The 23,558-nt window shown below is 37.2% G+C and carries 24 protein-coding genes; 6 read left to right on the forward strand and 18 right to left on the reverse strand.

Going from position 1 to position 23,558, the window contains the following annotated elements:
- Positions 1-8 precede the first annotated feature (8 nt).
- From D1094_RS07490 to D1094_RS07560, 15 genes are all read right to left on the reverse strand, one after another.
- On the reverse strand, positions 9-1,217 hold the full coding sequence (locus D1094_RS07490; protein ID WP_118959467.1) for a lipopolysaccharide assembly protein LapB: 1,209 nt from the start codon (positions 1,215-1,217) through the stop codon (positions 9-11).
- A complete protein-coding gene (locus D1094_RS07495; protein ID WP_118959468.1) occupies positions 1,214-2,116 on the reverse strand; it encodes an ExeA family protein in 903 nt (300 codons plus the stop codon). The genes D1094_RS07490 and D1094_RS07495 overlap by 4 nt, the downstream gene beginning before the upstream one ends.
- A 49-nt stretch (positions 2,117-2,165) precedes the next feature.
- The gene (mshL, locus tag D1094_RS07500) at positions 2,166-3,884 is read right to left on the reverse strand and encodes a pilus (MSHA type) biogenesis protein MshL (protein WP_118959469.1); all 1,719 of its coding nucleotides are present in this window, start codon (positions 3,882-3,884) and stop codon (positions 2,166-2,168) included.
- Between the two features lie 16 nt (positions 3,885-3,900).
- A complete protein-coding gene (locus D1094_RS07505) occupies positions 3,901-4,164 on the reverse strand; it encodes a hypothetical protein (protein WP_259337858.1) in 264 nt (87 codons plus the stop codon).
- A gap of 46 nt (positions 4,165-4,210) precedes the next feature.
- Positions 4,211-4,915 (reverse strand): hypothetical protein, encoded by a 705-nt coding sequence (locus tag D1094_RS07510; RefSeq protein ID WP_118959471.1) that lies wholly within the window; start codon positions 4,913-4,915, stop codon positions 4,211-4,213.
- A complete protein-coding gene (locus D1094_RS07515; protein WP_118959472.1) occupies positions 4,912-5,517 on the reverse strand; it encodes a PilN domain-containing protein in 606 nt (201 codons plus the stop codon). The genes D1094_RS07510 and D1094_RS07515 overlap by 4 nt, the downstream gene beginning before the upstream one ends.
- Positions 5,507-6,469 (reverse strand): MSHA biogenesis protein MshI, encoded by a 963-nt coding sequence (locus tag D1094_RS07520; protein WP_147361061.1) that lies wholly within the window; start codon positions 6,467-6,469, stop codon positions 5,507-5,509. The genes D1094_RS07515 and D1094_RS07520 overlap by 11 nt, the downstream gene beginning before the upstream one ends.
- Positions 6,470-7,006: 537 nt before the next feature.
- Entirely contained in the window at positions 7,007-7,459 is a 453-nt protein-coding gene (gene rplI, locus D1094_RS07525) for a 50S ribosomal protein L9 (protein WP_118959474.1), read from the reverse strand.
- Between the two features lie 18 nt (positions 7,460-7,477).
- The gene (rpsR, locus tag D1094_RS07530) at positions 7,478-7,705 is read right to left on the reverse strand and encodes a 30S ribosomal protein S18 (RefSeq protein ID WP_011041278.1); all 228 of its coding nucleotides are present in this window, start codon (positions 7,703-7,705) and stop codon (positions 7,478-7,480) included.
- 44 nt (positions 7,706-7,749) lie between these two features.
- The gene (gene priB, locus D1094_RS07535) at positions 7,750-8,067 is read right to left on the reverse strand and encodes a primosomal replication protein N (RefSeq protein WP_118959475.1); all 318 of its coding nucleotides are present in this window, start codon (positions 8,065-8,067) and stop codon (positions 7,750-7,752) included.
- A 35-nt stretch (positions 8,068-8,102) separates the two neighbouring features.
- Positions 8,103-8,522, reverse strand: a complete 420-nt coding sequence (gene rpsF / locus D1094_RS07540; protein ID WP_118959476.1) for a 30S ribosomal protein S6 — start codon at positions 8,520-8,522, stop codon at positions 8,103-8,105.
- A 245-nt stretch (positions 8,523-8,767) separates the two neighbouring features.
- A complete protein-coding gene (locus D1094_RS07545) occupies positions 8,768-10,060 on the reverse strand; it encodes a DUF945 family protein (RefSeq protein WP_118959477.1) in 1,293 nt (430 codons plus the stop codon).
- Between the two features lie 97 nt (positions 10,061-10,157).
- A complete protein-coding gene (rlmB, locus tag D1094_RS07550; RefSeq protein ID WP_118959478.1) occupies positions 10,158-10,913 on the reverse strand; it encodes a 23S rRNA (guanosine(2251)-2'-O)-methyltransferase RlmB in 756 nt (251 codons plus the stop codon).
- Between the two features lie 57 nt (positions 10,914-10,970).
- Positions 10,971-13,388, reverse strand: a complete 2,418-nt coding sequence (rnr, locus tag D1094_RS07555) for a ribonuclease R (protein WP_118959479.1) — start codon at positions 13,386-13,388, stop codon at positions 10,971-10,973.
- An 85-nt stretch (positions 13,389-13,473) separates the two neighbouring features.
- Positions 13,474-14,100, reverse strand: a complete 627-nt coding sequence (locus tag D1094_RS07560) for a tetratricopeptide repeat protein (RefSeq protein ID WP_118959480.1) — start codon at positions 14,098-14,100, stop codon at positions 13,474-13,476.
- A 291-nt stretch (positions 14,101-14,391) separates the two neighbouring features.
- Here D1094_RS07560 and D1094_RS07565 point away from each other — a divergent pair, with 291 nt between their 5' ends.
- Positions 14,392-15,543: an HD-GYP domain-containing protein gene (locus D1094_RS07565; RefSeq protein ID WP_118959481.1), complete on the forward strand. Its 1,152-nt coding sequence runs from the start codon at positions 14,392-14,394 to the stop codon at positions 15,541-15,543.
- Positions 15,544-15,545: 2 nt separating this feature from the next.
- Positions 15,546-16,568 carry a DUF484 family protein gene (locus D1094_RS07570; RefSeq protein WP_118959482.1) on the forward strand — a complete coding sequence of 341 codons (1,023 nt, stop codon included), beginning with the start codon at positions 15,546-15,548 and terminating at the stop codon, positions 16,566-16,568.
- Between the two features lie 83 nt (positions 16,569-16,651).
- Here D1094_RS07570 and D1094_RS07575 read toward each other — a convergent pair whose 3' ends face one another.
- The 3 genes from D1094_RS07575 to D1094_RS07585 form a co-directional block, all read right to left on the reverse strand.
- Positions 16,652-18,061 (reverse strand): M20/M25/M40 family metallo-hydrolase, encoded by a 1,410-nt coding sequence (locus D1094_RS07575; RefSeq protein WP_118959483.1) that lies wholly within the window; start codon positions 18,059-18,061, stop codon positions 16,652-16,654.
- Positions 18,062-18,459: 398 nt separating this feature from the next.
- The gene (gene erpA / locus D1094_RS07580) at positions 18,460-18,801 is read right to left on the reverse strand and encodes an iron-sulfur cluster insertion protein ErpA (RefSeq protein ID WP_118959484.1); all 342 of its coding nucleotides are present in this window, start codon (positions 18,799-18,801) and stop codon (positions 18,460-18,462) included.
- Between the two features lie 102 nt (positions 18,802-18,903).
- Positions 18,904-19,629, reverse strand: coding sequence for a DUF6776 family protein (locus tag D1094_RS07585; protein WP_118959485.1), 726 nt, complete (start codon positions 19,627-19,629; stop codon positions 18,904-18,906).
- Between the two features lie 164 nt (positions 19,630-19,793).
- On the opposite strand from D1094_RS07585, the gene D1094_RS07590 reads away from it, so the two are divergent.
- The 4 genes from D1094_RS07590 to D1094_RS07605 all read left to right on the forward strand — a co-directional run bounded on the left by D1094_RS07590 (position 19,794) and on the right by D1094_RS07605 (position 23,544).
- Complete coding sequence (locus D1094_RS07590) at positions 19,794-21,569, forward strand: chloride channel protein (RefSeq protein WP_118959486.1); 1,776 nt, start codon at positions 19,794-19,796, stop codon at positions 21,567-21,569.
- Positions 21,569-22,012: a protoporphyrinogen oxidase HemJ gene (gene hemJ, locus D1094_RS07595; RefSeq protein WP_118959487.1), complete on the forward strand. Its 444-nt coding sequence runs from the start codon at positions 21,569-21,571 to the stop codon at positions 22,010-22,012. The genes D1094_RS07590 and hemJ overlap by 1 nt, the downstream gene beginning before the upstream one ends.
- Positions 22,013-22,082: 70 nt before the next feature.
- Positions 22,083-22,415 carry a hypothetical protein gene (locus D1094_RS07600; protein ID WP_147361062.1) on the forward strand — a complete coding sequence of 111 codons (333 nt, stop codon included), beginning with the start codon at positions 22,083-22,085 and terminating at the stop codon, positions 22,413-22,415.
- A gap of 115 nt (positions 22,416-22,530) precedes the next feature.
- Complete coding sequence (locus D1094_RS07605) at positions 22,531-23,544, forward strand: aspartate carbamoyltransferase (RefSeq protein ID WP_220452531.1); 1,014 nt, start codon at positions 22,531-22,533, stop codon at positions 23,542-23,544.
- Positions 23,545-23,558: the final 14 nt, after the last annotated feature.

The following is a 23,558-nucleotide window of genomic DNA, read 5'->3' on the forward strand; positions in this document are numbered from 1 at the left end:
TGTCTCGTTTATTGCCCTAGGGCGATTAATCGTTGTTGAGCAAATTGAGCCGAAGCATTTGTTAAGTCATTTCTTGCAAGTGCTAATTTATAAGCTTGCCCTGCTAAGTTAAACTGACTGTCTTTGTCGTATACAATCGCTTGACCTAAATACCATCGCCCAACGTTCGGTTGCATATTGATCAATCGCTGATAACTTTGTATTGCCATCGTTAAGTGGCCAGTTTCTTGCGCAACACTAGCTAACAGCACCTGATATTCTTCGTTTTCAATATCAGCGAGGGGCTCTAATACATTATAGGCTAAGCGAAACTTTTGTTGCTTAACAAGAATCTGCGCTTTCATTTGTCGTAATTCTTTATTCTTTGGTGCTAGTGCAATTCCCTGAGATAATAAATTACCTGCTTTGTTATATGCTTTTCTGCCATACCATAATGCAGCAAGCTTTTTTCGCGCTTCAAGATGTTTAGGCTCAATGATGAGTATATCTTGAAGTAATTCTTCTGCTTTGGCTACATTACGTGTCGCAAGAAGTTTTTCAGCTTGCTGTAATTTTTGCTCTATTAATTCTTGTGAGGTTAATTGCCTCCTTGAAACCGTCATGCTTGATGCTTTCTTTGGCTTTTCAGCATTCAGTATCTCTTCAGGCGTGACCTGTTCGTTTGCGTTCGCTACTTCATTATTGTTTTGAGCTTTTTTTTTAGTACTTTCAATAACCTTAGTCGCAGGATTAACAATGACTTCTGACTCACCTGTATTATTGTTATTTGTAGTGGCAACGGTACTTAGTGAGTTTGGCTTACTGACAGTTTCAAGCTCTATTTCAGCATTATTCGAGGTATGTAACTCAGCCATAGGTTGCTGTTGTCTTTTGGTAAACTTATTTGCTTTGATCGTATCAGCGCTATTTTTTGGCTCACTCGCTTGTTTATTTACTATCTCATCACCTATCGCTTCTTCGCTATTGCTGACAATAACCTTAGGGTCAGCGACATTCTCAACGCGTGTTAATTGTTGACCTTTTAGCACATTATTTTCTTGTGTTAATTGCCAAATATATAAGCCAACAGCATTAATCGCGACAAGGATAAAAACAATAACAACAATGAGTTTCACTGGTGATTTTTTTACTGGAACAGAAACAGGTACAGAGCCTGACTGATTTTGCTCAGGTGCTCTATCTTCCAAATCTTTTAACATTTGATTAATAACACTCATGAAGATATTCCTGCCTGATAAATTATATATGCCACACTTGCAACAACAATCAGCACAGTTAACGTTAGCTTAAGACTCATTGTATTATTGTCTACTCCTTCCGTATCTTTAATTGCTGCCTGCAAGTGCTTTTGAGTCATTTGATACTGTCCTTGACCATAAGCAAGCATTAACATTTTGTGGCATAAAATGTTCACTATTCTGGGAATGCCTTGACTCACTTTAGTCATTTTCTTACACACCTCTTTTGGAAAGAGTTCAGCCCCTTTATAGCCTGCGACCTTCATTCTGTGTTGAATGTAATGCTGAACTTCAGCTGCATTCATCGCTCTTAATTGATAAGAGAAAGTGATTCGTTGCCTAAGCTGTCTAAAGTCATTTTGAGCTAAACGCTGGTCAAGTTCTGGCTGAGCAAACAAAACAACTTGCAATAATTTACGTGTTTCTGTCTCTAAGTTAGTAAATAGCCTCAGTGCTTCTAGACTTTCTTCTGGCAGTGCTTGAGCCTCATCTAAAATCAATACAACAGAATGACCTTTTTTATGTAAATCTAGTAATCTATCTTGTATGCGCTGCGTTAATAATTGTACCGACATGCGCTGAGCTTGCTTAACGCCAAGCTCCACAGCTACAGCTCGCCTTAACTCATTTGGATTTAAATATGGATTTGGAATATAAGCCGTAACAAAGTGTTCAGGTATTTCATTTAACAATTTACGACACAGCAACGTTTTACCGGTGCCAACTTCCCCGACAACTTTAATGAAACCTTCACCTGTTTTTAATGCTGTCATTAAAACGGCTAATGCTTCATGGTGAGGCGATAACCCTAAAAAGAAATTGGTGTTGGGTGTGAGCGTAAACGGCAGTTCTTGCAAACCAAAATGGTACAAATACATATGTTACATTTACCCTCAATCAACCATCAAACTACGATAATGAGATTACTTATTGAGCTTGGTTATTATTATTGTCATTAAACTCACTTTCGCCTGGGAACCACTTATCTAATAGTTGTCGAGCGTCTTGAAGTTGGTTTTGCCAGGTATCAACACCTACCACAATAGGTTTTAGTAGAATCACTAACTCTCTTTTTTGTGTAGTTTCACTCTTACTTTTGAATAATTCACCAACAAATGGGATATCACCTAATAAAGGTGTTTTCGATTCTTTATCAATAGTGTAGGTTTCGATTAAACCACCAATAACAACAATTTCGCCTGACTTTGCGCGAATTATAGTATCTGATTCACGAACGCTGCTTTGTGCTAATGGTAAAATCAGTTCTTCACTGCCTAGTTGAATACTTTTATTTTGTTCATCAGTAAGAGTTACCGATGGATGAACATGAAGTACAACGTCACCACTTTTATCTATTTGTGGTGTGACATCAAGCGCAATACCAGAGAAGAAAGGTGTTAGGGTTACCTCAGGAGTCGTGGTTGTTGCCGTGCCTGTTGTGGTAGTACTAGAAACCTCTGTGACAAAGTATTCATCTTCGCCGACTTTAATGACCGCTTTTTGGTTATTAGTTGCTGTAATTCTCGGGCTTGATAAAACTTGTACGTTACCTTGGGTTTGCAATAAATCTATTACACCACTAAAGTCAGGGCCTGAAAAACTCAATGAAGTCGCGCCACCAATAGCCGACGAAATCACATTACCTGAAATGCTACCATTAGTTTGGAAGGTTAAATTAGTATCACCAATACTACCAAGCACTTCATCCCAATGAACGCCCTGTTGGTAATCATCATTCAAGGTGACTTCCATGATTTTAGCTTCGATAATCACTTGTCGGTGTAAATGCGTCTCGGTATCTGAAATAAACTTCTTAACCGCACTAATTTCATCTGGCATACCACGCACAGTAACTAAACCCGCTTGAGGTGAAACAATAACTGAACGACCGCCCTCTGTACCAACAAAGGCTGTTAGGGTCTCTTTTAATTCAAGCCAGAAATCAGATTCATTCTCTGTATAAATGTTGATGCCGCTAGTAGTACTTTGACTGGTAGAGTTATTGTTATTATTGCTACGATTATTATTACTGCTGTTTCCACCGTTGTTATTGTTATTATTGTTTCCACCAGAGTTAGGATCATTTTCAGAAACACCACCAGAGTTGATACTCGTACTGGAGGTACCAAAACGTTTTAAAAACAGATAATTCAATGCAATAGTTTCACTGCGCATACCTGAAGGATAAACCTTGATGATATTATTACTCTGCTGTATCTCGTAACCGTAAATCTCTTCAATAACACCTAACGTTTCAGCTAAAGTCACATCAGTTAGATTAAGTGATATTTGCCCAGTTACGTCTGGGTGAATAGCGATGCTATAAGCAGAGCCTTCAACAATTGCATTAAAGAAATCTTTTGCTTCGACTGCCGTAGCCGACACTTCTAATCGTTTCTCTGATAATAAACTTTGCTTAGCCTGAGCCATACTTTGCTGCATTACTTCTTGCTGAACAGCGTTTGGCACTTGTGTTAAAGGTTTAGGTGCATTAACCGCTTTAGTATCTTCAATGGCTTCAGATAGACCTTCTTTAAAATCTGTTGGTTGCAAAGGCACAGACTGGCAACCAGCAAGTGCAAGAACCAAGCTAGAAATAATTATGGATATTGGAATATTTTTCATATTAATCTTTGTTTCTATCATTGATATTTGCCAAACCTTACTTGATGTTTTTTAACACTGATGCTTTATGTACATACAACTTAAGGCGCTCGGTTTCACTGCGTAAGACTACACTGTCATCATTTACAGCAACTAGATGGTACTGCCCAATAGATTGATTTACCTGCAACACCTTCCCGTTAATAACAGCGGTATGAATCCCTTCACCATGAACTATTGATTCAAGTACAAGTTTATCCTCTTCTTTTACGTATGACTGTGAAAGACCTTTTCCAAAAGGCCTTGTTGGATCCACGTCCACTGCCAACACCTTGAAGGTAAATACCAGCGAAATGATAATGAATATCTTAAACACCAATAAAGTCCTCCTTGGTACCTAGGCTATATATCTCAATTTCAACTTCATTGGTTGGATATTCTTTCATGGTAAAATCAAATTCCTGCCAGAAAAATGTCCAAGACAACTGCTCTAACTTTTGTAAATAAGACAGTAATTCAAAATAACTGCCAGCAAGTTTTATACGAATACCATGGCGATAAAGGTTTAACCCTGATTCTTCAAGCATAACAGAATCTAAGGTTTTAGCTTGTGAAGCATTATCAGTCTCTTGGATAGATTGTGGCGAAATTAGTGGTACTGCACCAATGAGCTCAAATGATAACAACGAAACATTAGGCTCAAGCTTTAACAACTTTAATAACGCATGACGCATTTGTATCGGATTTATTAACTCAGAAGTAAGCGCTAGTAGTTTCTGGTCTACTTTTGCCATCTTTTGTTCAAGGCGCATAATTCTGTCTTTAATAACCTTGTTTGGATCGAGTTTAAGCGCTTCTTGATATTCTTTTATTGCCACAGTTTGTGTTTTATTTTCATGTTTAAGCTGAGAGATTTGCTGGCTGAACTTGTTATTCTCTTGAGCTTTTACCTCAATGAATAAAAAATATATCGTAAAGTAAACAGCAACAACGCCTGTTAATAAAATCAGGTACTGCTCTCTAGCTGATAGCTGCAAATACTTTTCTGTTAATAATTGCCACTGCTGCTTCATTCTGCATCTCCTGATGCTCGTTTTGAGCTGACAGTAAATTCAGTAATATTGTTATCATTGCGAGATAGTTCAAACTGCACAAACGATTTACCTGACAACAAGGTAGAGTTCTCGAAACCTGCTAACCAAGCAGGTACCGCTTCAGGTTTTTTAGCAACACCTGAAAAAGTCATATCATCTAAACTTATATTGATCGTTTGTAGTCTTATATCAGGGTGATGCATTTGAGATAACTCTTCCATCGCTTTGGCAAAACCAACAACGAATGTACGTTTAGTATCGGTTAGTTTTGCATGTAGGCTTTGTTTGTGTCGCATCAATAAATTTAATGTTGCGAGCTTCTCTTGCAGTTGTCTGTCTGGTGCTCTATCAGCTATCTTTTTTTCTAATAAGCTTACTTGTTGACTTTGTTTGTTATTTTTCTTTTGCAAAACACTATAGGTAGATTTTAGCTGTTGATTTGAAGTTTGTGTAATTACAGCCCATACGATCATAACTAACAATAACGTAATCCACAGCAATACAACACGGGGCAAGGTTATAAACATTTTTTCAGGCAGCAACTCTGCCTGCAATAAATTAATAGTATGCTTAGCCTGCATGTTGCACCTCAGAAGAAGCTTTTATTTCACCTGATGCTAATTCGCTTGCGTCTAATAAACTGGCTCCCAGTGCGACAGCAAACTCTCTTTGTTCATGATACGGACTAGGCAATGGTAACAAGGTAACAGGAACATTGGTGTTTTCTGACAATTTACGTGCAAAAAAACCTTCGAGTTCAATAGGTAATAATACTTGAATTTCTTTAATTGGCGCTTGTTTTAATTGTCTTTCAAAATAATCCGTAGAGCGCTGTATTTCTAGACTTAAACTATCAATAACACCTAAACTTAACTCTTCTTCAGTTTTACTCGCTAATTGAGCAAAACCACGTAAACGACGGTGAAAATAAAGCTGCCCTTGCTTCACAATGATAATTACAATTTCTTGGTCGGGCTGTTGGCATACAATTAATGTCGCTTCATTTTTTACTGGTACTAAGTTAGCAAAAGCAAACTCTTGAGTAATTATTCGTGTTACTTCAAGTTCTTGTTCATTAATTGTATGAACTAATTTTTTTAACTCAGTTAAAGGTGCACAAACAACATTAATTTTCTCTTTGCCTGACATCATCATCGGTGCATCATAGTAATCCAACACCATATTGTCAGGAGCAATGGTGACAAGATCTTTAACCTGCCACTTTAAAGCACCTTTAATTTCTTCTTCAGCAAGACTTGGTTTATCTACTTGAACAACTTGCGCTTGTTGTTCATTCAATACTAAGTAGACTTGTCCTGAAAAATTATATTGATCTTGCAAACCTTCAATAGCGCTACAAATATCATCATCATTAATAGCTTGCTCTTTGAAGTACACGTTTCCAGAATTGCTATCGTCATCTTTAGGAGGTATTGAACAAACGGAAATCACGTTTTGTCGCAATGCGATACCCACACGTTGAGTAGCATGTTTTTTGGAAAGTAAATTCTTTATCCGCGTAAGTATTGACATGTATTAGTATTATTTTATTTATCTAAAAGAGGTATCTAAAAGAAACACTTAACTAACATTATCCTTTAATGCATCTTAGGTGCAAGCTTTTTCCTTTAATTAAGCTATTAGTTATTCCATTTCTATTTTTAGGTTAAAGTTGCCTATCATTTATATTTATAGCTAGTCATAATACTGCTAAGCATTTATGACTATACCTAACTTGTTTTACACTTCCACCATTGTGCATAAAAAAGTGACCACTTAGAACGACATGGGTGACATAAGAACAAATAAACTTTGTGTGAGTATCGTTATTCTACATCAAACAAATTTTATCAAGCTATCATAGTGTCCATGTGTTCCCGAAGGACTACTTTTAAAGGTGTATATACATAGTCATTGATTTTAAATTCTCGCTAATAGAGCACTTTCTTATACTGATTAATTGATATGAAAACATTTATTTAACTATATTATGGACGAAAAAAAACGCTGTTGTTATTTAAAATAACAAAACAGCGTTTTATATCGAAATCAGTAAATACTGATTATCGATTATGCTTCAGCGATAACAGCCACTTTGATGCTAGTATCAACATCGTTGTGTAAGTGAATAACGATATCGAATTCACCTGTTTCACGGATAGCACCTAATGGTAAACGTACTTCAGACTTAGCAACTTCAACGCCAGCCTCAGTAATTGCATCAGCAATATCACGAGTACCAATAGAACCAAATAATTTACCTTCGTCACCAGCTTTTGATGCGATTGTAACTTCTGCTAATTCAGTTAATTTAGCAGCACGAGCTTCTGCAGCAGCTAAAACTTCAGCTAATTTAGCTTCAAGTTCAGCGCGACGAGCTTCAAAGTGCTCAACGTTTGCTTGAGATGCGAAAACTGCTTTACCTTTAGGTAATAAGTAGTTACGTGCATAACCTGATTTAACAGTTACCTTGTCACCAAGGCCGCCTAATTTGGCGATTTTGTCTAGAAGAATTACTTCCATTATAAACCCCTTATTAGCTTACTTGTGTAAGTCGGTGTATGGTAACAATGACAAGTAACGAGCGCGTTTGATCGCACGAGTTAATTGGCGTTGGTATTTTGCAGCAGTACCAGTGATACGGCTAGGAACGATTTTACCACTTTCAGTGATATAGTTTTTTAAAGTAGCAATATCTTTATAATCGATAGATGTTGCGCCTTCCGCTGTGAAACGGCAAAACTTACGACGTCTAAAAAAACGAGACATGGAGTTCTCCTCATTTGATTTAACTAGCAAATGTTAGCTAAATCTTAATTAATCATTTGAATTTGCTGAGCATGTAATACTAAAAGCGGATTTCCGTTTCTAGATTCGTGACGGTTTATAAATCCCACCACTTTTACATGACATCCAGCAACTAATTCACGAGTTAAGTGTGATAATTCACCTGTTGCTACAACTTGTATTCTGACAAATGCTTGTCTATTCATACCGGCTTCATTTTGTATAGACTTATGGTCTATTGAAAACTGGCTATGAGTAATACCCGCTGGGCTTGTTGACTGTTTAGGGGTTTTCACCACTTCGCCGGTCAACGTCAGGCTATTCTCTGGTAGAGCTTCTTGCATTGCATTCACTCTAATAAAGAAAGTTCACAGGATGCTTATTCTTCGCTAGCAGCTTCTTCAGACTTCTCTTCAGTTGAGACTTCTTCAGTTTTAGCTGGCTCAGCAGCAACCTCTTTCTTAGCTTCGCGACGGTCATCTTTAGCAGCAGCCATAGGTGATGCTTCAGTTACCGCGTCTTTAGTACGCATGATCATGTTACGAATAACAACATCGTTATAACGGAAAGAAGTTTCTAATTCATCAATAACTGTTTGAGGCGCTTCAATGTTCATAAGAACATAGTGTGCTTTGTGTAGTTTATTGATTGGGTATGCTAATTGACGACGACCCCAGTCTTCTAGACGGTGGATTTTGCCTTCAGCAGCATTGATCAAGTCTGTGTAGCGCTGGATCATACCAGACACTTGTTCACTCTGATCAGGGTGAACCATAAATACGATTTCGTAATGACGCATTACGAGCTCCTTATGGGTTGTAGCCTCAGAATCTGGCTCAGCCAACACCAGTGTAGAGGCAAGGAACAAAAAGTTCAGGCTGAATTAAGGACGCGTAGTATAGAGAAAAGTGATGATAATAACAAGCACAAAAAATAGACATGAGTTGATAACTTATCACGCTCATTCTTTAGCGCTATTTTTATAATCAACTTTTACTGGTTATTATGAATATAGCGCTAAAGTATAGATAAACTATCGGTAAGCTAGAACAACGGCACTGATTTACCGTTGACTTCTAATTGCCCTTTAGTAAAAAGCGCATTGAAACGCAACTCTGTTTTGTCTCTCATCAATAACCCTTGCTGTATATATTGATTAACTGCGGCATCTAAACCATATTTGCTTAATAACGCTTCTGGTGAAGAACCATTTGCTTTAGCGCTAATTGCAGTCATCAAACTCATGATATTTTTAGCATCAAAAATATCTTTATCAATACTTACAATTAAGTCTGACTTTACTTTACCTTCAGGTGTCTCAACACTTAAGTTTTCAACGATAATTTGCGGCTCTTTTACAATGAGCTTTTCCGCTAATGCGGTAAGTTGCATCATGTTATTTTGCGCAGATAATTGCTCAATATTATTGGTTAAATCTGCAAAAGTACTATTCACTTCTTGCATTGTCTCTACATCTAAGCGTGTTATTTTTAAATCAAAGTCGGCATTAGTAAACTCTTCACTTGCTGAAGTAAGCTTATCAACATGATAAACCACACTTACTTCCATCAAGTCATCATCGACACGGGTATCAGCAATTAATGAAAGACCATTCATAGTTAACACTGCTGCATCTTTCTCTTCATTTACAACCAAACTATCTAGATGAAGTTTAAAAAAACCAGTAGATAAAGTATCGCCTTGAAAGTAATTACCCGAGATCGCTTGTTGCTGAGATTCAAAAGATAATGCACCAATTTCCACCTGAGCATTTTCTTGACTAATAGTTAATCCTCCCCAATTAAATACGCCCTCAAAAGAACGCATATTCGCTAATGTAAACTCGCCGTAGGCAGGCTTTGAACTAATAGTTTCACCGTCAATAGTTTCATTTATACTTGCAACTTCAATTGTTGAGATAATGTCTTTACTGAACGTAAATAAACTGGTCATTTTTACATTTTTACTGATAAAGTCAGTTATTAATTGATTAAATTCACCTACATCAGTATTTAGCTTAACGGAAGAATTAATATGACTCATGCCAAAGTGAACTTTTTCATTAGCTAGAATAATGGGGCCAAAATCTAACGTATCTTCAATAATAATTGATACTTCTTCAATGTCATCTTCCGCAATAATGAAGGTAATTTCACTACGAGCAGTGCCACTAAACCAACTTAGGGTAAAATCAGTTATTTTCGCGTTTATCGCAGGGTGCTCATTCAGTTGAGCAATTGTATTGTGGTATTCCTCTTTGACAATGCCACCAAATATTTTTGGTAAAATTAAGCACAAAGCTACCACCAGCATTAGGGTAATAAAGAGTTTTTTCATTGGAGTCCTTTCCTTGTAGGTTAATCCGTTGGAAATGCATTAAATATGACATATTAACAATTGCATATTTCATACATTAAAATATAAAAGCGGTGGATTATAGCCCGCGTTGTCGCACCATTTCAAATAAACAAATCCCCGTTGCCACAGAGACATTTAGACTTGAAACGCTGCCAGCCATAGGTAGTTTAACTAATTGATCACAGTTTTCACGTGTTAAGCGACGCATTCCTTTACCTTCAGCACCCATGACTAAAGCAATTGAGCCTGATAGTTTAACATCATATAAACAAGTATCTGTTTCTCCAGCGGTACCTACTATCCACACACCTGCTTTTTGCAGTTGTTTCATTGTTCTTGCTAAGTTTGTTACTTGCACTAATGGAACGCTTTCAGCAGCGCCAACAGCAACTTTTCTTACTGTACCGGTAATTTTAGCGGCATTATCTTTGGGAACAATAATCGCTTGTACACCCGCCGCATCGGCATTTCTTAAGCAAGCACCTAAGTTATGTGGATCAGTTACACCATCAAGGATAAGAAAAAAGGGAGATTTTTTTTGCTTTTCAGCTGACGCAATGATGTCATCTAAGTCGTTTTCTGACAGTGTTTTACCTGGTTTTACTCGGGCTACTATACCTTGATGCTGTTCACCTTTGCTTTTGTCATCTAACACTTTACGCTGCACCATTTGAGCAGAAATACCATACTTCCTTGCTAGATTAATAATTGGCATCAAACGCTCATCTTCGCGTCCTTTTAATAACCACATTTCAATAAAACGCTCTGGTGCACTTTGAATTAATGCATTAATCGCATGAATTCCAAAAACTATTTCTTCATTTTTTGCCATGTTAACTTCCTGTGACAACACCAATTGTCATCAACTTTTTCTATTATTTATCAACAACTACTGTTTTATTTGTTTTCTTGCATTTTTACCTGGACGTTTTTTCCGCGCGGTTCTTTTCTTCGCTTTGCTTTTTTCTTTCTTTACTTTACCTTTGTTAGCGTCCGTTTTTTTAAAACTGCTTTGAGAAGGTTTAGCTTTTGCTTTCCCTGATTTATTTCGCTTCGAGGGTTCTTTTTTATCGCTTACGCGCTTAGCACTAGCAAGCTTATTCCCTAATGATAGATCTATCTTTTTCTCATCAAGATTTACGGCTGCAACCTGCACCGTAACTACATCACCTACACGATACTTAACCCCTGTGTTTTCACCGGTAAGACACATACGAACATCATCATAATGATAAAAATCTCTGCCAAGGGAAGTAATATGAACTAAACCTTCAATATGAAGATCTTGTAGGCGCACAAACATACCAAAGTTAGTGACCGTTGAAATAACCCCTGTAAAAGTATCACCAACGTGATCCTGCATAAATTCACATTTAAGCCAATCAGAAACATCGCGGGTCGCTTCATCAGCACGCCTTTCCGTCATTGAGCAATGCTCACCTAATTCGATAACTTCGGCTAATTGATAATCATAAGCGCCAGACGTTGCCTTTTTGACTAACTCATCTTCTTGCTGTTGCTGCTGCAAAATGGCTTTAATGACTCGATGAACCACTAAATCAGGATAACGCCTAATAGGAGAGGTAAAGTGACTATATGAAGTCAGAGCTAAACCAAAATGCCCTAAGTTATCACTTTGATATACAGCTTGACGCATTGAGCGCAATAACATCGTTTGGATTAATTCTTGATCGGGTCTATTGGCAACTTTCGCTAAAATATCACAGTAGTCTTGTGGCTCAGGCTGTTCTTTAGCAGGTAAGAAAATACCTAATTCACTTAAATAGCTAACAAAATTATTATATTTATCTTCACTAGGCTTATCGTGCACACGAAAAAGCCCTGCTTTATTATGCTTTTCAATAAACTTAGCTGTAGCCACATTCGCCAAAATCATACACTCTTCAATGATTTTATGGGCATCATTTCGAAGTAAAGGCTCAATGCTATCTATCTTTTTATCCTCATTAAATATAAAAATAGACTCTTGTGTTTCAAAGGCGATTGCGCCACGTTTAGCTCTAGCATCACTTAATGCTAAATACATTTGCTCAAGATTTTTTAAATCATTAACTCGTGGTTGATATTGCTCAATTAATGCTTCATCGCCATCAAGAATGGCGGCAACTTTAGTGTAAGTAAATCGAGCATGAGAGCGCATAACAGCAGGGTAAAACTGGCTACCCGATAATTTACCTGCAGCACTTACGGTCATTTCGCATACCATACACAGCCTATCTACTTCAGGGTTTAGTGAGCACAACCCATTTGACAATTTCTCAGGTAGCATCGGGATGACTTGGCTAGGAAAATACACCGAGTTTCCTCGTGAAATGGCTTCCTCATCAAGAGCACTACCATGTTTCACATAATGACTTACATCGGCAATTGCTACCCATAAACGCCAACCACCAGATTTTTTTGGCTGACAATATACCGCATCATCAAAATCACGGGCATCTTCGCCATCTATAGTAACAAGCGGAAGTTCACGTAAATCTTTACGGGGTAACTTGTCACTCTCTATCACTTCATCACTGATCAATGCCAGTTCGGCTTGAATTTGATGCGAGAATTGATGAGGTAAATCGTGAGCACGAAGCGCTATTTCAATCTCCATACCAGGGGCTAAGTGATCACCAAGTACTTCAATGACTTTACCTATCGCATTTGAACGTTTTGTAGGTCGCTGCACTAGTTCTACAACAACCATTTGACCATGTCTTGCCCCTAATTTAGCTTTAGGGTCAATTAAGATTTCTTGCTTGATTTTACTGTCTTCAGGTACAACAACACAGATATGATGGTCAACATGAAATCGCCCTACAATCGGTGCTTTTCGCCCTTCTACAACATCAATAATTTTAACTTCTTTACGGCCTTTGCGATCAGTTCTGTCAACTAAAATCGCTTGCACAATATCACCATGAAATACACGTTGCATTTCATGAGATGAGACATAAAAATCTTTGCCGCGTTTATCTGCTAAGCCTTCATCTTCTGGTGCGAAAAAACCAAAGCCGTCACGGTGGCCAATGATTTTACCTGTGACCAAGCTATTTTTAGCTGGAATAGCGTATTGTTTAAATTTATTAAAGATTAACTGTCCCGCATTCTCCATTGCTCTAAGGCGACGCTTTAAACCAACTAGCTGTTCATCATCTTTATATTTTAAAAGTTTAGATAGCGTTGAAAACGTGGGTGGTGGTGAAGACTTTTCTATGAGAGAAAGTAGTAACTCTCTACTGGCGATAGGTTTTTGGTATTTATTAGCTTCACGTTTAGCATGAGGGTCGTTTATGGTCACAATAATATTTGATCAGTGATATAGGTAATCTACCTTTAGTATATCACAACCAATTAAGCAATTAATGTGTAAGCCTTTGAAATAATTAATTGGTGTAATCTGTTCTTTTAGCCGCAATAACCACTTTTTCAGGCATTTTAGTCGCTAACTCCTTGAGTAAAAGACTAATTTCTTTATGTAATTTTTTATCATCGGTAACTGCATGGTGTAACTGAGAATAAAGCGCAGGGTAATCTAATGGACTTCCATAACCTTTTTGATAAATTTTGGCTAAACGCATTTGAGCGGCAAGATTATTCAAGGATGCCGCTGTTTTAAGGTAAACAATTGCCTTATCGATATCAATTTGCATGAACTTACCAATATGGTAATAACGCCCCATCTGCTCAAGACCTTCAGCTAAACCTTGATCAGCAGCTAACTTCATATAGTGCAAACCAAGGGAAATATCTTTTTTGACACAAACGCCATAAGCAAGCATATCTCCCCACAAAAATTGATATGAAGGCATGCTTGCCTTAATTGCTCTCGCTTCAATATCTTGAACTAATTGACATTCATCAAGAACAACTTGGCTTAAATGTTTGTTTTCTTTTATTAAATCAAGAAGTTGATCATCAGTGTAAATTTGCACAGCTTGTAAATTACTTTGAAATGCCTGTGCAGAACAGACATAACAAAGACTTAGGAGAAAAATTAACAAAATTCGCATATTCAAAAATCCAATCAATTGCCGTTATATATCACTGTATTTAGTAACGCATCATTTATTACTAACGATTTACCACGACATAATAAAATAGACATATCTATATCGGCCGATAACAGCCAATATTTAATCTAAAGATAAACAATATTAAGCATAAATTAAGCCACTAAAAAAACAATGCCCTATATTCCTGTTTGTTTTCAATTATATTGTACCTTAACGAATTAATAGCTAATATGAATTTTAGAGTAGGCTAAATCTTTTTTCATTTATTAACTATTTTGGCGTGGTTGAATGCTAACAGAAAAGAAAATTTCAGAAGTAGCTGTTGGCCATTATGTGGTTAAAATTGCCGAGCAAGAAGGACAGTTTTCACTGACTTCCCCAGGTCATATCAAAAGCCTTGCTGTGATTAATAATTTAAAAAATAAAAAAGTATACTCAGTCATCATTGATGAAAGCAAAACGATTACCTCCCCTTCACCTGAAAGTTCTGAAGCCGTATTCAAAGAGCAAATACAAGAAGCAAAAGTCATCTTTGATGAATCTAAAAATATTCAAAAGCAACTATTCTCCGATGCCCTAACAGGTAGCATCATTGAGTTAGGGCCTGTAGTTGATATAACCAACAAATCAATTGAAGCAGTGTTTACTAATCCAGATTCATTAGCTTGTATGGTTAACATTAGACAAAAAGATGAATACCTATTAGAGCATTCTGTCGCGGTTTCAGTATATATCACGCTTTTTGCTCGTTATTTAAAACTCAATCGTAAAATTATTGAGCAACTCGCTATCGGCGCTTTTTTGCACGACATTGGTAAAATAAAAATACCTGACGAAATATTAAATAAACCAGGGAAGTTAACTGATGAAGAGTTTACAGTAATGAAGACCCACGCTAATCATTCTATCGATATCATTAAAAAAACACCGGGTATCAGTAAACTTGCTTTAGAAGTTGCCGCATTACACCATGAGAAGTTAGACGGTAATGGATATCCTTTTAAAGTGCCCGGAGACAAAATTAGCAAGTATGGTCGAATGATTGCTATTTGTGATATTTTTGATGCCTTAACAGCAACGCGTGTGTACAAGAAAGGCTTTTCTCATAATAAAGCTTTTGCTATTCTTCGAGAGTTAGGGCAAAAAAATCATTTAGATGCCAAGTTAGTCGACCATTTTATTCGTTGTGTTGGTGTATTCCCTGTGGGCACCTTAGTACAGTTAGAATCGAAAAAACTCGCGGTAGTTAAAGAGCGTAATAACACTAACCCAATCAATCCCAAAGTACACTCTTTTTACAGTGTAAAACTTAACCATTTTTTAAATGCCCAAGAAATAGATCTTAACGATAGTAATGACGCTATTGTCAAAGGTGTTAGAGCTGAAGATTTTAATTTAGATATGAATAAAATTATCGAAATGCTACTTATGGATGGTTAATTATGGACAACTCTGCTGAGCAACTAGAACGTTTATTAGAAAACTCGCGCACCAACGAAGCCATAGCACAAAAACTTTTTGATATTGAAACTGAGATACTAGCCTGCCATACCAGCAATGAACTATTACAACGTTTATTAGTACTTATCAAAGAAAAGTTTGCATTATCAGACATCGCTCTTTTAATTGTTCAGCCGACACCTATCTCTTATCTTCTAAGTGACAACTTAGCCTCACATTGGCATAAAGAAAACTGTTTCAATATCACAGAAGAACACCTTCAATCATTACATCAACACTCTTTAAAGCCATTACTCACTAACAAAAAAGAGCAACTTAACCATATCATTCCTAAAGCTCTGTTAGCACAAACAGGCTCGGCAGCATTAATTCCTTTAACACTAGAAGGAAAACATTTTGCTAGTTTATACTTAGCAGATAACGATCAAGAAAGGTTTCATCCCAAACTGGGGACTTTTCACTTAGAACAGTTAGCCGTAAAAATAAGCCTGTGTTTATCAAATGTATTAATTCGCGAACAACTTGAGTACATGGCTAATTACGACAGATTAACAGGTGTTGCTAATAGGCGGTTAATGGAAGTAACAATTACCGAAGAAATCACGCGACAAAAACGTTATAACATTCCTTTTTCAGTGCTATTTATTGACTGTAATAAGTTCAAACAAATTAATGACACCTATGGCCATGATTGCGGCGATGAAGTATTAAGTTATGTAGCAAAAACAATTGAACATTTAATTCGAGAAAATGATAAATGTTTTCGTTATGCGGGTGATGAATTTGTCGTTACCCTTGCTGGCCAAGGCTATAAACAAGCTTTAGAAGTTGCTAAACGTTTAACTCAATATTTTCAAAGTACGCCAATGCCTTATAACAACGAATCATTGCCCGTAACAATAAGTTGTGGCGCTGCAGTTAGCGATGGTGAAAAAACAATGAGCGAATTATTAAAACAAGCAGATCAGCAGTTATATTTACACAAAAAAATCCCCGTAAGCTAGGGCATACTGACTTTTCGCTTACAAAAAAGCCCCATGAGCAACTTGTTCATGGGGCTTTTTCATTATAGATCTTATGACAAGATTTATTTTCTAAAATCAGTGGTTACTTGCGCTGAAAAATAAGCGAACATCGTATAAACCGCGGTATTTTGCTTTAAATCTTCTACGTCTACTTTGTCTAGCGTATCATTTTCAGTGTGGTGATAATCAAAATAATCCGTACCATCAGCAGAGAAGTTCATCGCTGGCATACCAGCTTTGGTTAATAAGCTAAGATCTGATTGACCTTTACCGTCATTACTGTCAGATAATGCCACGCCTAATGGTGTTAGATACTGAGCGAGTTCGCGCACAACATTTAGACTGCTCGCACCCACCCCTGGTGTCATTTTGTAAATTCTGCCGGTACCAAAATCCCATTCAGCGCCAATAATATGATCATTTACCTTACCGTTACGTAGTTTCATGTATTGCTTTGCGCCAAGCAAACCTATTTCTTCTGCGGCGAATAAAATAACACGAATCGTACGTTTAGGTCGTTTGGGTAATTGTGCAATATGATGTGCTGATGCCATGACCATTGCTACGCCAATACCATCATCAAGTGCACCTGTTCCCACATCCCAACTATCTAAGTGCGCGCCAATGGCAACAATGTCGTTAGGTAATTCGCTACCCGTAATTTCACCGATAACATTCGCAGAGGTAATCACTTCTTTGTCTTTAATACTGGCGGTTAGTTTTAAATAAAAACTCACCGGCTTTTTGCGCTTAAGTTGGTTTACGAGTAAATCTGCATCGGGGTTTGATATGGCTGCGGCAGGAATTTTAGTTACACCTTCTTTATAACGCATCACACCGGTATGCGCGACGCGATCATTATCAGTGCCAACTGAACGCATAATTAATGCAATAGCGCCTTTTTCAGCGGCAACCGCAGCACCATTTACGCGAGTACCAACCGCAGCACCATAGCCTTTACCTGCAATATGGCGAGTCATTTGATAAGAAACAAAAGCAATTTTACCGGTTAAGCTTCCTTTTTTGGCAGCTTTTAACGCATCAAAATTTTCAAAGTGTACAATATCGCCAGTGATACCTTTATCACCAGTTCCGACACTTCCACCTAATGCAATAGCAACTACATTATGAGGGTACGGTGCTAAGATCTGCGCTTTTGCCTCACCGCGATACCATTGTGTGGTAGTGACTTCTTCTGTCCACACCTTATCAAAGCCTAGCGCATTCATCTTATCAACAGCCCAAGTAATTGCTTTTGCATCACCTGGAGTGCCCATCATGCGAGGCCCTACTTCCGTCGTTAAAGACTCAACGACTTCATAAGATAAATCAGAGGTTAGCGCTGTCTGCTTTAATGCCATCAACTCTGTTTCTTGCGCTGTTGATAACACGTTATTTGATGCTGCAATAGCAATACTTACATTTAAGAATGCGCCCAAAACGAGCGTATGTTTGATAAAAGAATAAATCATAAATCTCTCTTATTTATATTTGATTGCAAGTAAATTAATTCATTACTTACTTAGCATGAAAATATGAATAAACTTGCTATAAGAAGTTTTAGCTTTGAAAGGACAACTTATAAAATAATACCTTCAAAAGTTGAAGGTATTATGTGTGTGCGAATCATTACAGTCCAGCTTTTCACTTTGTTCAAGTAATCACAAAACTATCCATATCGTAATAATATAGCTACACAATAAAATAAACTATCATGGCTATAACTTACTTTATAACAAACCTAATGCTATTTCGCATAATACTAATCCGTACAAGAAAGTGAACTCTTAACCCAAATTGATGTTAACGAAATCAAGAAACAAAAACGCCGACATGAAAGTCGGCGTGTAAATTTAGTATATATAGTGAATTAAATTGAGAAAGAAGATCCACAACCACACGTAGTTGATGCATTAGGATTATTCACCACAAAACGACTACCTTCTAAGCTTTCAAGATAATCAACTTCGCCATCAACAAGGTACTGAAGGCTCATAGGATCAATAACCATAGTAACGCCTTGTTTTTCAATCGTCATATCACCCTCATTTACCTTCTCATCGAAAGTAAAACCGTATTGGAAACCAGAACAACCACCACCGGTTACATAAACACGTAATTTTAGTGCTGGGTTTTCTTCCTCAGTGATTAAGGATAGAACTTTATTAGCCGCAGCATCGGTAAATTTAATCGGTAATTCAAGGTTTGACATGGCACTCTACTTATTACAAAAATGACAGAAAAAATAAACTCACTTTACTAAGCTTAATTTAAGGCCGCTAATTATCTTAAACCTGACCAATTTAATCAAGTATTATAATTGCTCATCAATTTTCCAAGGAAAACTTTTCTCAAGTTTATAATATTTTTGCCAGCGGGCTTTGGGTAGAGTTGCGGTTATATGGATCTCTTCGGCAATAAAACCTTTTGGTAAAGTGACTTCCCCGTTAATCACCTGAAAATATTGAAAATTGAACGATAATTCTTTCTTAGACATTTTCGCGATATCATTAAGTTTTAACTGCTTAGGTTTACCCGCTAAACTACCAGAAACCGTCAATTCAATACTGCCTTTGCTATACCTTCTTTTGAGCTGTTGCTGAACTAACGCGACTTGAAATTGATAATGCTCTGCGCTTCGGGTGGCGACAATTTTCACATTATCTATCACTAACCCACCCGCATCTTTTTCAGGTGCCATCACTTTTTCATAAAAAGCGAGCTGCTTTTTTACTTCAAAATGCTCTTGCTCTGACTCTTTCAATATAGCTTGTGCTTCTTGATTTGCTAACTGTTCTACCGCAAGCTCAACTTCCAGCGTATGAATACGCGCAAGCTGTTGTGATTGTTCTGTATAAAGCTGCTCTAAACGTTCTTTTTGCTGCGCCAGCGTCATCAATTGTTGTTGTTGGTAGTAATTACCTAATCGATACCCGACAAACACACATAAACTTATTAAGATAAATAAGAACAAAGCAGACTTAAAAGAGCCTAGTCGTTGGCTGACTACTTTAAGATTTATTTTTGCTAACCAATTCATTTGTAACGTACAATAACCTTATATAAGAAATACTAAGGGCTATTTCACTTTATTTTCCACCTCTGAAAATAAAGTCGTTCATAGTAAAACATGCAAATACATTGCTGTTAGCAAGTATAATGCTGATGCCCTGATATTTTATTTTGACTTAACTAGGCCAATTCATGATTTCAATTCCAGCAATTAGAAAGCACTTAGCCTTACCCAAAACATCGTGGCAAATTTGCTTATTAGCCATTATTGGAGGAGCCGCTTCTGCATTACTGGTGGTGTTATTTATCTTAACAATTGAAGAAATTCAGCAGTTATACCTAGTAAAACGCGACAACTATAACAGTTTAGACTCCATAAGTCGTTTTGATTTACCGATAATCGGCTCAATAATCATTCTCTTCATCGCATGGCTTACAGGGTACAAATACCTTAGAACCGGCATTGCATTTGTTCTACATCGCCTAAAAGTGGCTCATGGTGTAATGCCATTCAAGAATACTTTAAATCAATTCTTTGGTAGTGCGGTCGCTTTAGCCTCTGGTTTTTCCGTTGGTCGAGAAGGACCTGCCGTTCATTTAGGTGCGGCCTGTAGTAGTTATTTAGGTCATTTATTAAAACTACCTTACAACAGTATTAGAACTCTTTGTGCCTGTGGTATCGCAGCGGGTATTGCAGCAACATTTAATACACCAATAGCCGCAGTAATCTTTGTCATGGAAGTGATCATGCGTGAATATAAAATTCATATATTCATTCCTGTGATGTTAGCCGCAATTGTCGGTTCATTAATTACACAAACCATTTTTGGTACCTCCCATCATTTTGAATATTTCTCAACAATCACCTTAGGCCATGGTCAATACTTCTTTTTAATCGTATTAGGTTTATTTCTTGGTGTACTTGCAGCACTATTTAATAAATCGTTGGTCACCTTGATTAAACGCAGTGAAACCATACATATTATTCCACGTTTAATGCTAGCAGCCTTTATCACAGGGACATTAGGATATTTAGTGCCCGGTGCGATGGGGACAGGCACCACTGCTATAGACTTTTCTTTAGAAAATCATTGGCAAATTAGCTTGTTGCTAAGCCTTCTTTTGGCAAAGCTATTAATGACAGTTTCAGCTCTTGGTTTAGGTATACCGGGTGGAATAGTTGGCCCTGTTATTGGGATAGGCGCAATCACTGGTGCATGCGCAGGGGCTATCGCGATGCAAATAATTCCTGGAGACAATGTCGCAAGTGATTATATTTTAATGGGTATGGCTGGCTTTATGGCAGCAACATTAAATGCACCATTGGCGGCATTATTGGCTGTTGTAGAACTCACCAGCCAATTAGAGATAATTGTTCCAGCTATGATTGTTATCACAGTTGCCAGTGTTATTTCAAAGCAAGCTTTTGACAATCGTTCAATCTTCACAATGCAATTAGATGTTCAAGGGCTTATTTATCATAAACCACCAATAGAAGAAGCACTTCAGAAAATTGGCGTATTGGCCATAATGAAAGACCAGTTTAAAATGTTTGATAACGCAACACCAAGAAGCCTTGCTGGTGAAATAACGAGTACATCTCAAGACACGTTAATAATCAATAAAGTGATATCAAACAAAGAAAAAGAGCAAAATGTTACTTATTATTGGGCCGAATTTAACGCCGAAATACCTTTGGTCAGTATTTTAGAGCAACAAAAAAACTCAGAAATACCACTAAAAGACCTAGCTCCTGCTGAGCATGCAGAATATCAGGTGGCGGAAAAAATGCAGTTACAACCATTACTTGCGCTCTCTTGCCAGGCTACTTTGGCAGAAGCTTACTTGTTGTTAGTTGAGCAACGTAAAGGTGGTGTATATATATATGAAACCCATACCGATGATTTTATGGGTGTGGTAACGTTTGAACAAATTCGATATTACCTTGTTGAAGGAAAGTTAATTTAATGAGCAGTTTTTTACTTAGTAATGTTTTATGGTTAAAGGCATTTCATGTGATTTTTATGGTGGCATGGTTCGCCGGTATTTTTTATTTACCGCGTTTATTTGTTAACCATGCTGAAACCAGCTCTAAAGAAGTGTCTGAGCAATTAAAAGGAATGGAAAGACGTTTACTTTTATTTGTAACCCCTTTTGCTTTGTTCACATTGATTCTAGGTATCGCCATTATAGTCGCTTATGGTAGTGCATGGTTTGCTGCGGCAAGTTGGTTACATATAAAATTAACGTTAGTGATTATTTTATTTGTCTACCATGGATATTGCTTCAAACTGGTGAGCACCTTTAAGCAAGATAAAAATAATCGTTCAGGTAAGTTCTACCGCATTTTTAATGAAATACCGGTATTAATATTATTCGCTGTTATCATTCTCGCTTATGTAAAGCCTTAACTTTATAAATAACACTATGCTGCCTCTTTATTGTGGATACCTAATTTTTCAACTGTCATTAGTTTTTGGCTTGTTTTACAAAGTAAATATCTCAGCTTCTGCGGTATTTTTCTCGATTATTGTTTTCATTGTTTGGACATTTATACCTACCTTAGGCTATACCGTAGCAAAGTGGTTTTTACATAAAAAACCCGACTATGTTGCTCCATCAACGAAAGTATTGTTTTTTACTGGCTTGATTATCGGCTTTATCGAACAAGCCTGGTTCTACTTCAATATATCTATCAGAGAGCAAAGTAATCTCAGTACCTTTATTGTTTTTATTTTATTTTTCTTAGCGGCTTTCATTACCCTGCCGAAGAGAAATGGTGCTCCTAAGCATTCTCATTCAATAAATAGCTAAGTCACGCTCACTAAAATATGTAAACAAACTTGTATAGGCGTTCTCAATTTTCACCATTTATGCTATATTCTGGCAAATTTTTTAGGATGATATACCTTCTCTTAGGCCAGAAAAGATGATGAAATTCCAAGGCAGTCATATCCTGTCAGTATCTCAATTTGATCGCGAAGCGATTGCAAAGATTCTACAAGTATCAGCTCAGATGGCACCTTATGCCTCTCGTCAAAAGCGCTGTAATGTACTTGAAGGCGCTATATTAAGTAACCTATTTTTCGAGCCAAGCACTCGAACCCGAGTTAGCTTTGGCACCGCGTTTAATTTGTTAGGTGGCTTTGTTAGAGAAACCGTAGGCCAAGAAAATTCATCATTAAGTAAAGGTGAATCTTTATTTGATACCGCGCAGGTGATTAGTGGTTATTCTGACGTCATTGCGATGCGTCATCCTAAAATGCACTCTGTGGGTGAGTTTGCTCAAGGCAGTACCGTTCCGGTAATAAACGGCGGTGATGGTGCTAATGAACATCCAACACAAGCCCTGCTCGACTTGTTTACCATTCAATCAGAAATGATGCATTACAATAAAGGCCTTGATGACTTAAATATTGTGCTGATGGGTGATTTAAAACACGGAAGAACCGTACACTCATTATCTAAACTATTAAGTTTATACAATAACATTAAGGTAACGATGGTTTCACCCAACGCATTACAAATGCCAGATAGCGTTATCTCAACGTTATCAGATGCAGGTCATGAAGTTATAATCACCGATAAAATGGCTGGCAACTTACAAGCAGATGTTATTTACCAAACACGCATTCAACAAGAACGCTTTGCTAGTAAAGACGAAGCGGACCTATATCGTGGGCACTTTAGTTTAAATAAAAGTGTTTACCAACAATATTGCAAAGACAACACCGTGATCATGCATCCGCTTCCGCGAGACTCTCGCCCAGAAGCAAATGAATTAGATGCCGATTTAAATGAACTCGATAATTTAGCCATTTTCAGACAAGCCCAAAATGGGGTCTTAGTTAGGATGGCATTATTTGCTTTAACTTTAGGTGTTGAAGATCAACTAACTCAATATGAAATGCCAGTAAACTGGTACACAAATAAAAATGGTTAATGAAATTACGAACC

The organism is Colwellia sp. RSH04 (assembly GCF_003545765.1).
In the GTDB taxonomy this organism is placed as follows: domain Bacteria; phylum Pseudomonadota; class Gammaproteobacteria; order Enterobacterales; family Alteromonadaceae; genus Colwellia.

Bases quoted from the DNA above. Each gene is read 5' to 3' on its own strand.
- D1094_RS07490 (WP_118959467.1), bottom strand. From the start codon at position 1,217: ATGAGTGTTATTAATCAAATGTTAAAAGATTTGGAAGATAGAGCACCT.
- D1094_RS07495 (WP_118959468.1), bottom strand. From the start codon at position 2,116: ATGTATTTGTACCATTTTGGTTTGCAAGAACTGCCGTTTACGCTCACA.
- mshL (WP_118959469.1), bottom strand. From the start codon at position 3,884: ATGATAGAAACAAAGATTAATATGAAAAATATTCCAATATCCATAATT.
- D1094_RS07510 (WP_118959471.1), bottom strand. From the start codon at position 4,915: ATGAAGCAGCAGTGGCAATTATTAACAGAAAAGTATTTGCAGCTATCA.
- D1094_RS07515 (WP_118959472.1), bottom strand. From the start codon at position 5,517: ATGCAGGCTAAGCATACTATTAATTTATTGCAGGCAGAGTTGCTGCCT.
- D1094_RS07520 (WP_147361061.1), bottom strand. From the start codon at position 6,469: ATGTCAATACTTACGCGGATAAAGAATTTACTTTCCAAAAAACATGCT.
- rplI (WP_118959474.1), bottom strand. From the start codon at position 7,459: ATGGAAGTAATTCTTCTAGACAAAATCGCCAAATTAGGCGGCCTTGGT.
- rpsR (WP_011041278.1), bottom strand. From the start codon at position 7,705: ATGTCTCGTTTTTTTAGACGTCGTAAGTTTTGCCGTTTCACAGCGGAA.
- priB (WP_118959475.1), bottom strand. From the start codon at position 8,067: ATGCAAGAAGCTCTACCAGAGAATAGCCTGACGTTGACCGGCGAAGTG.
- rpsF (WP_118959476.1), bottom strand. From the start codon at position 8,522: ATGCGTCATTACGAAATCGTATTTATGGTTCACCCTGATCAGAGTGAA.
- D1094_RS07545 (WP_118959477.1), bottom strand. From the start codon at position 10,060: ATGAAAAAACTCTTTATTACCCTAATGCTGGTGGTAGCTTTGTGCTTA.
- rlmB (WP_118959478.1), bottom strand. From the start codon at position 10,913: ATGGCAAAAAATGAAGAAATAGTTTTTGGAATTCATGCGATTAATGCA.
- D1094_RS07560 (WP_118959480.1), bottom strand. From the start codon at position 14,100: ATGCGAATTTTGTTAATTTTTCTCCTAAGTCTTTGTTATGTCTGTTCT.
- D1094_RS07565 (WP_118959481.1), top strand. From the start codon at position 14,392: ATGCTAACAGAAAAGAAAATTTCAGAAGTAGCTGTTGGCCATTATGTG.
- D1094_RS07570 (WP_118959482.1), top strand. From the start codon at position 15,546: ATGGACAACTCTGCTGAGCAACTAGAACGTTTATTAGAAAACTCGCGC.
- D1094_RS07575 (WP_118959483.1), bottom strand. From the start codon at position 18,061: ATGATTTATTCTTTTATCAAACATACGCTCGTTTTGGGCGCATTCTTA.
- erpA (WP_118959484.1), bottom strand. From the start codon at position 18,801: ATGTCAAACCTTGAATTACCGATTAAATTTACCGATGCTGCGGCTAAT.
- D1094_RS07585 (WP_118959485.1), bottom strand. From the start codon at position 19,629: ATGAATTGGTTAGCAAAAATAAATCTTAAAGTAGTCAGCCAACGACTA.
- D1094_RS07590 (WP_118959486.1), top strand. From the start codon at position 19,794: ATGATTTCAATTCCAGCAATTAGAAAGCACTTAGCCTTACCCAAAACA.
- hemJ (WP_118959487.1), top strand. From the start codon at position 21,569: ATGAGCAGTTTTTTACTTAGTAATGTTTTATGGTTAAAGGCATTTCAT.
- D1094_RS07605 (WP_220452531.1), top strand. From the start codon at position 22,531: ATGATGAAATTCCAAGGCAGTCATATCCTGTCAGTATCTCAATTTGAT.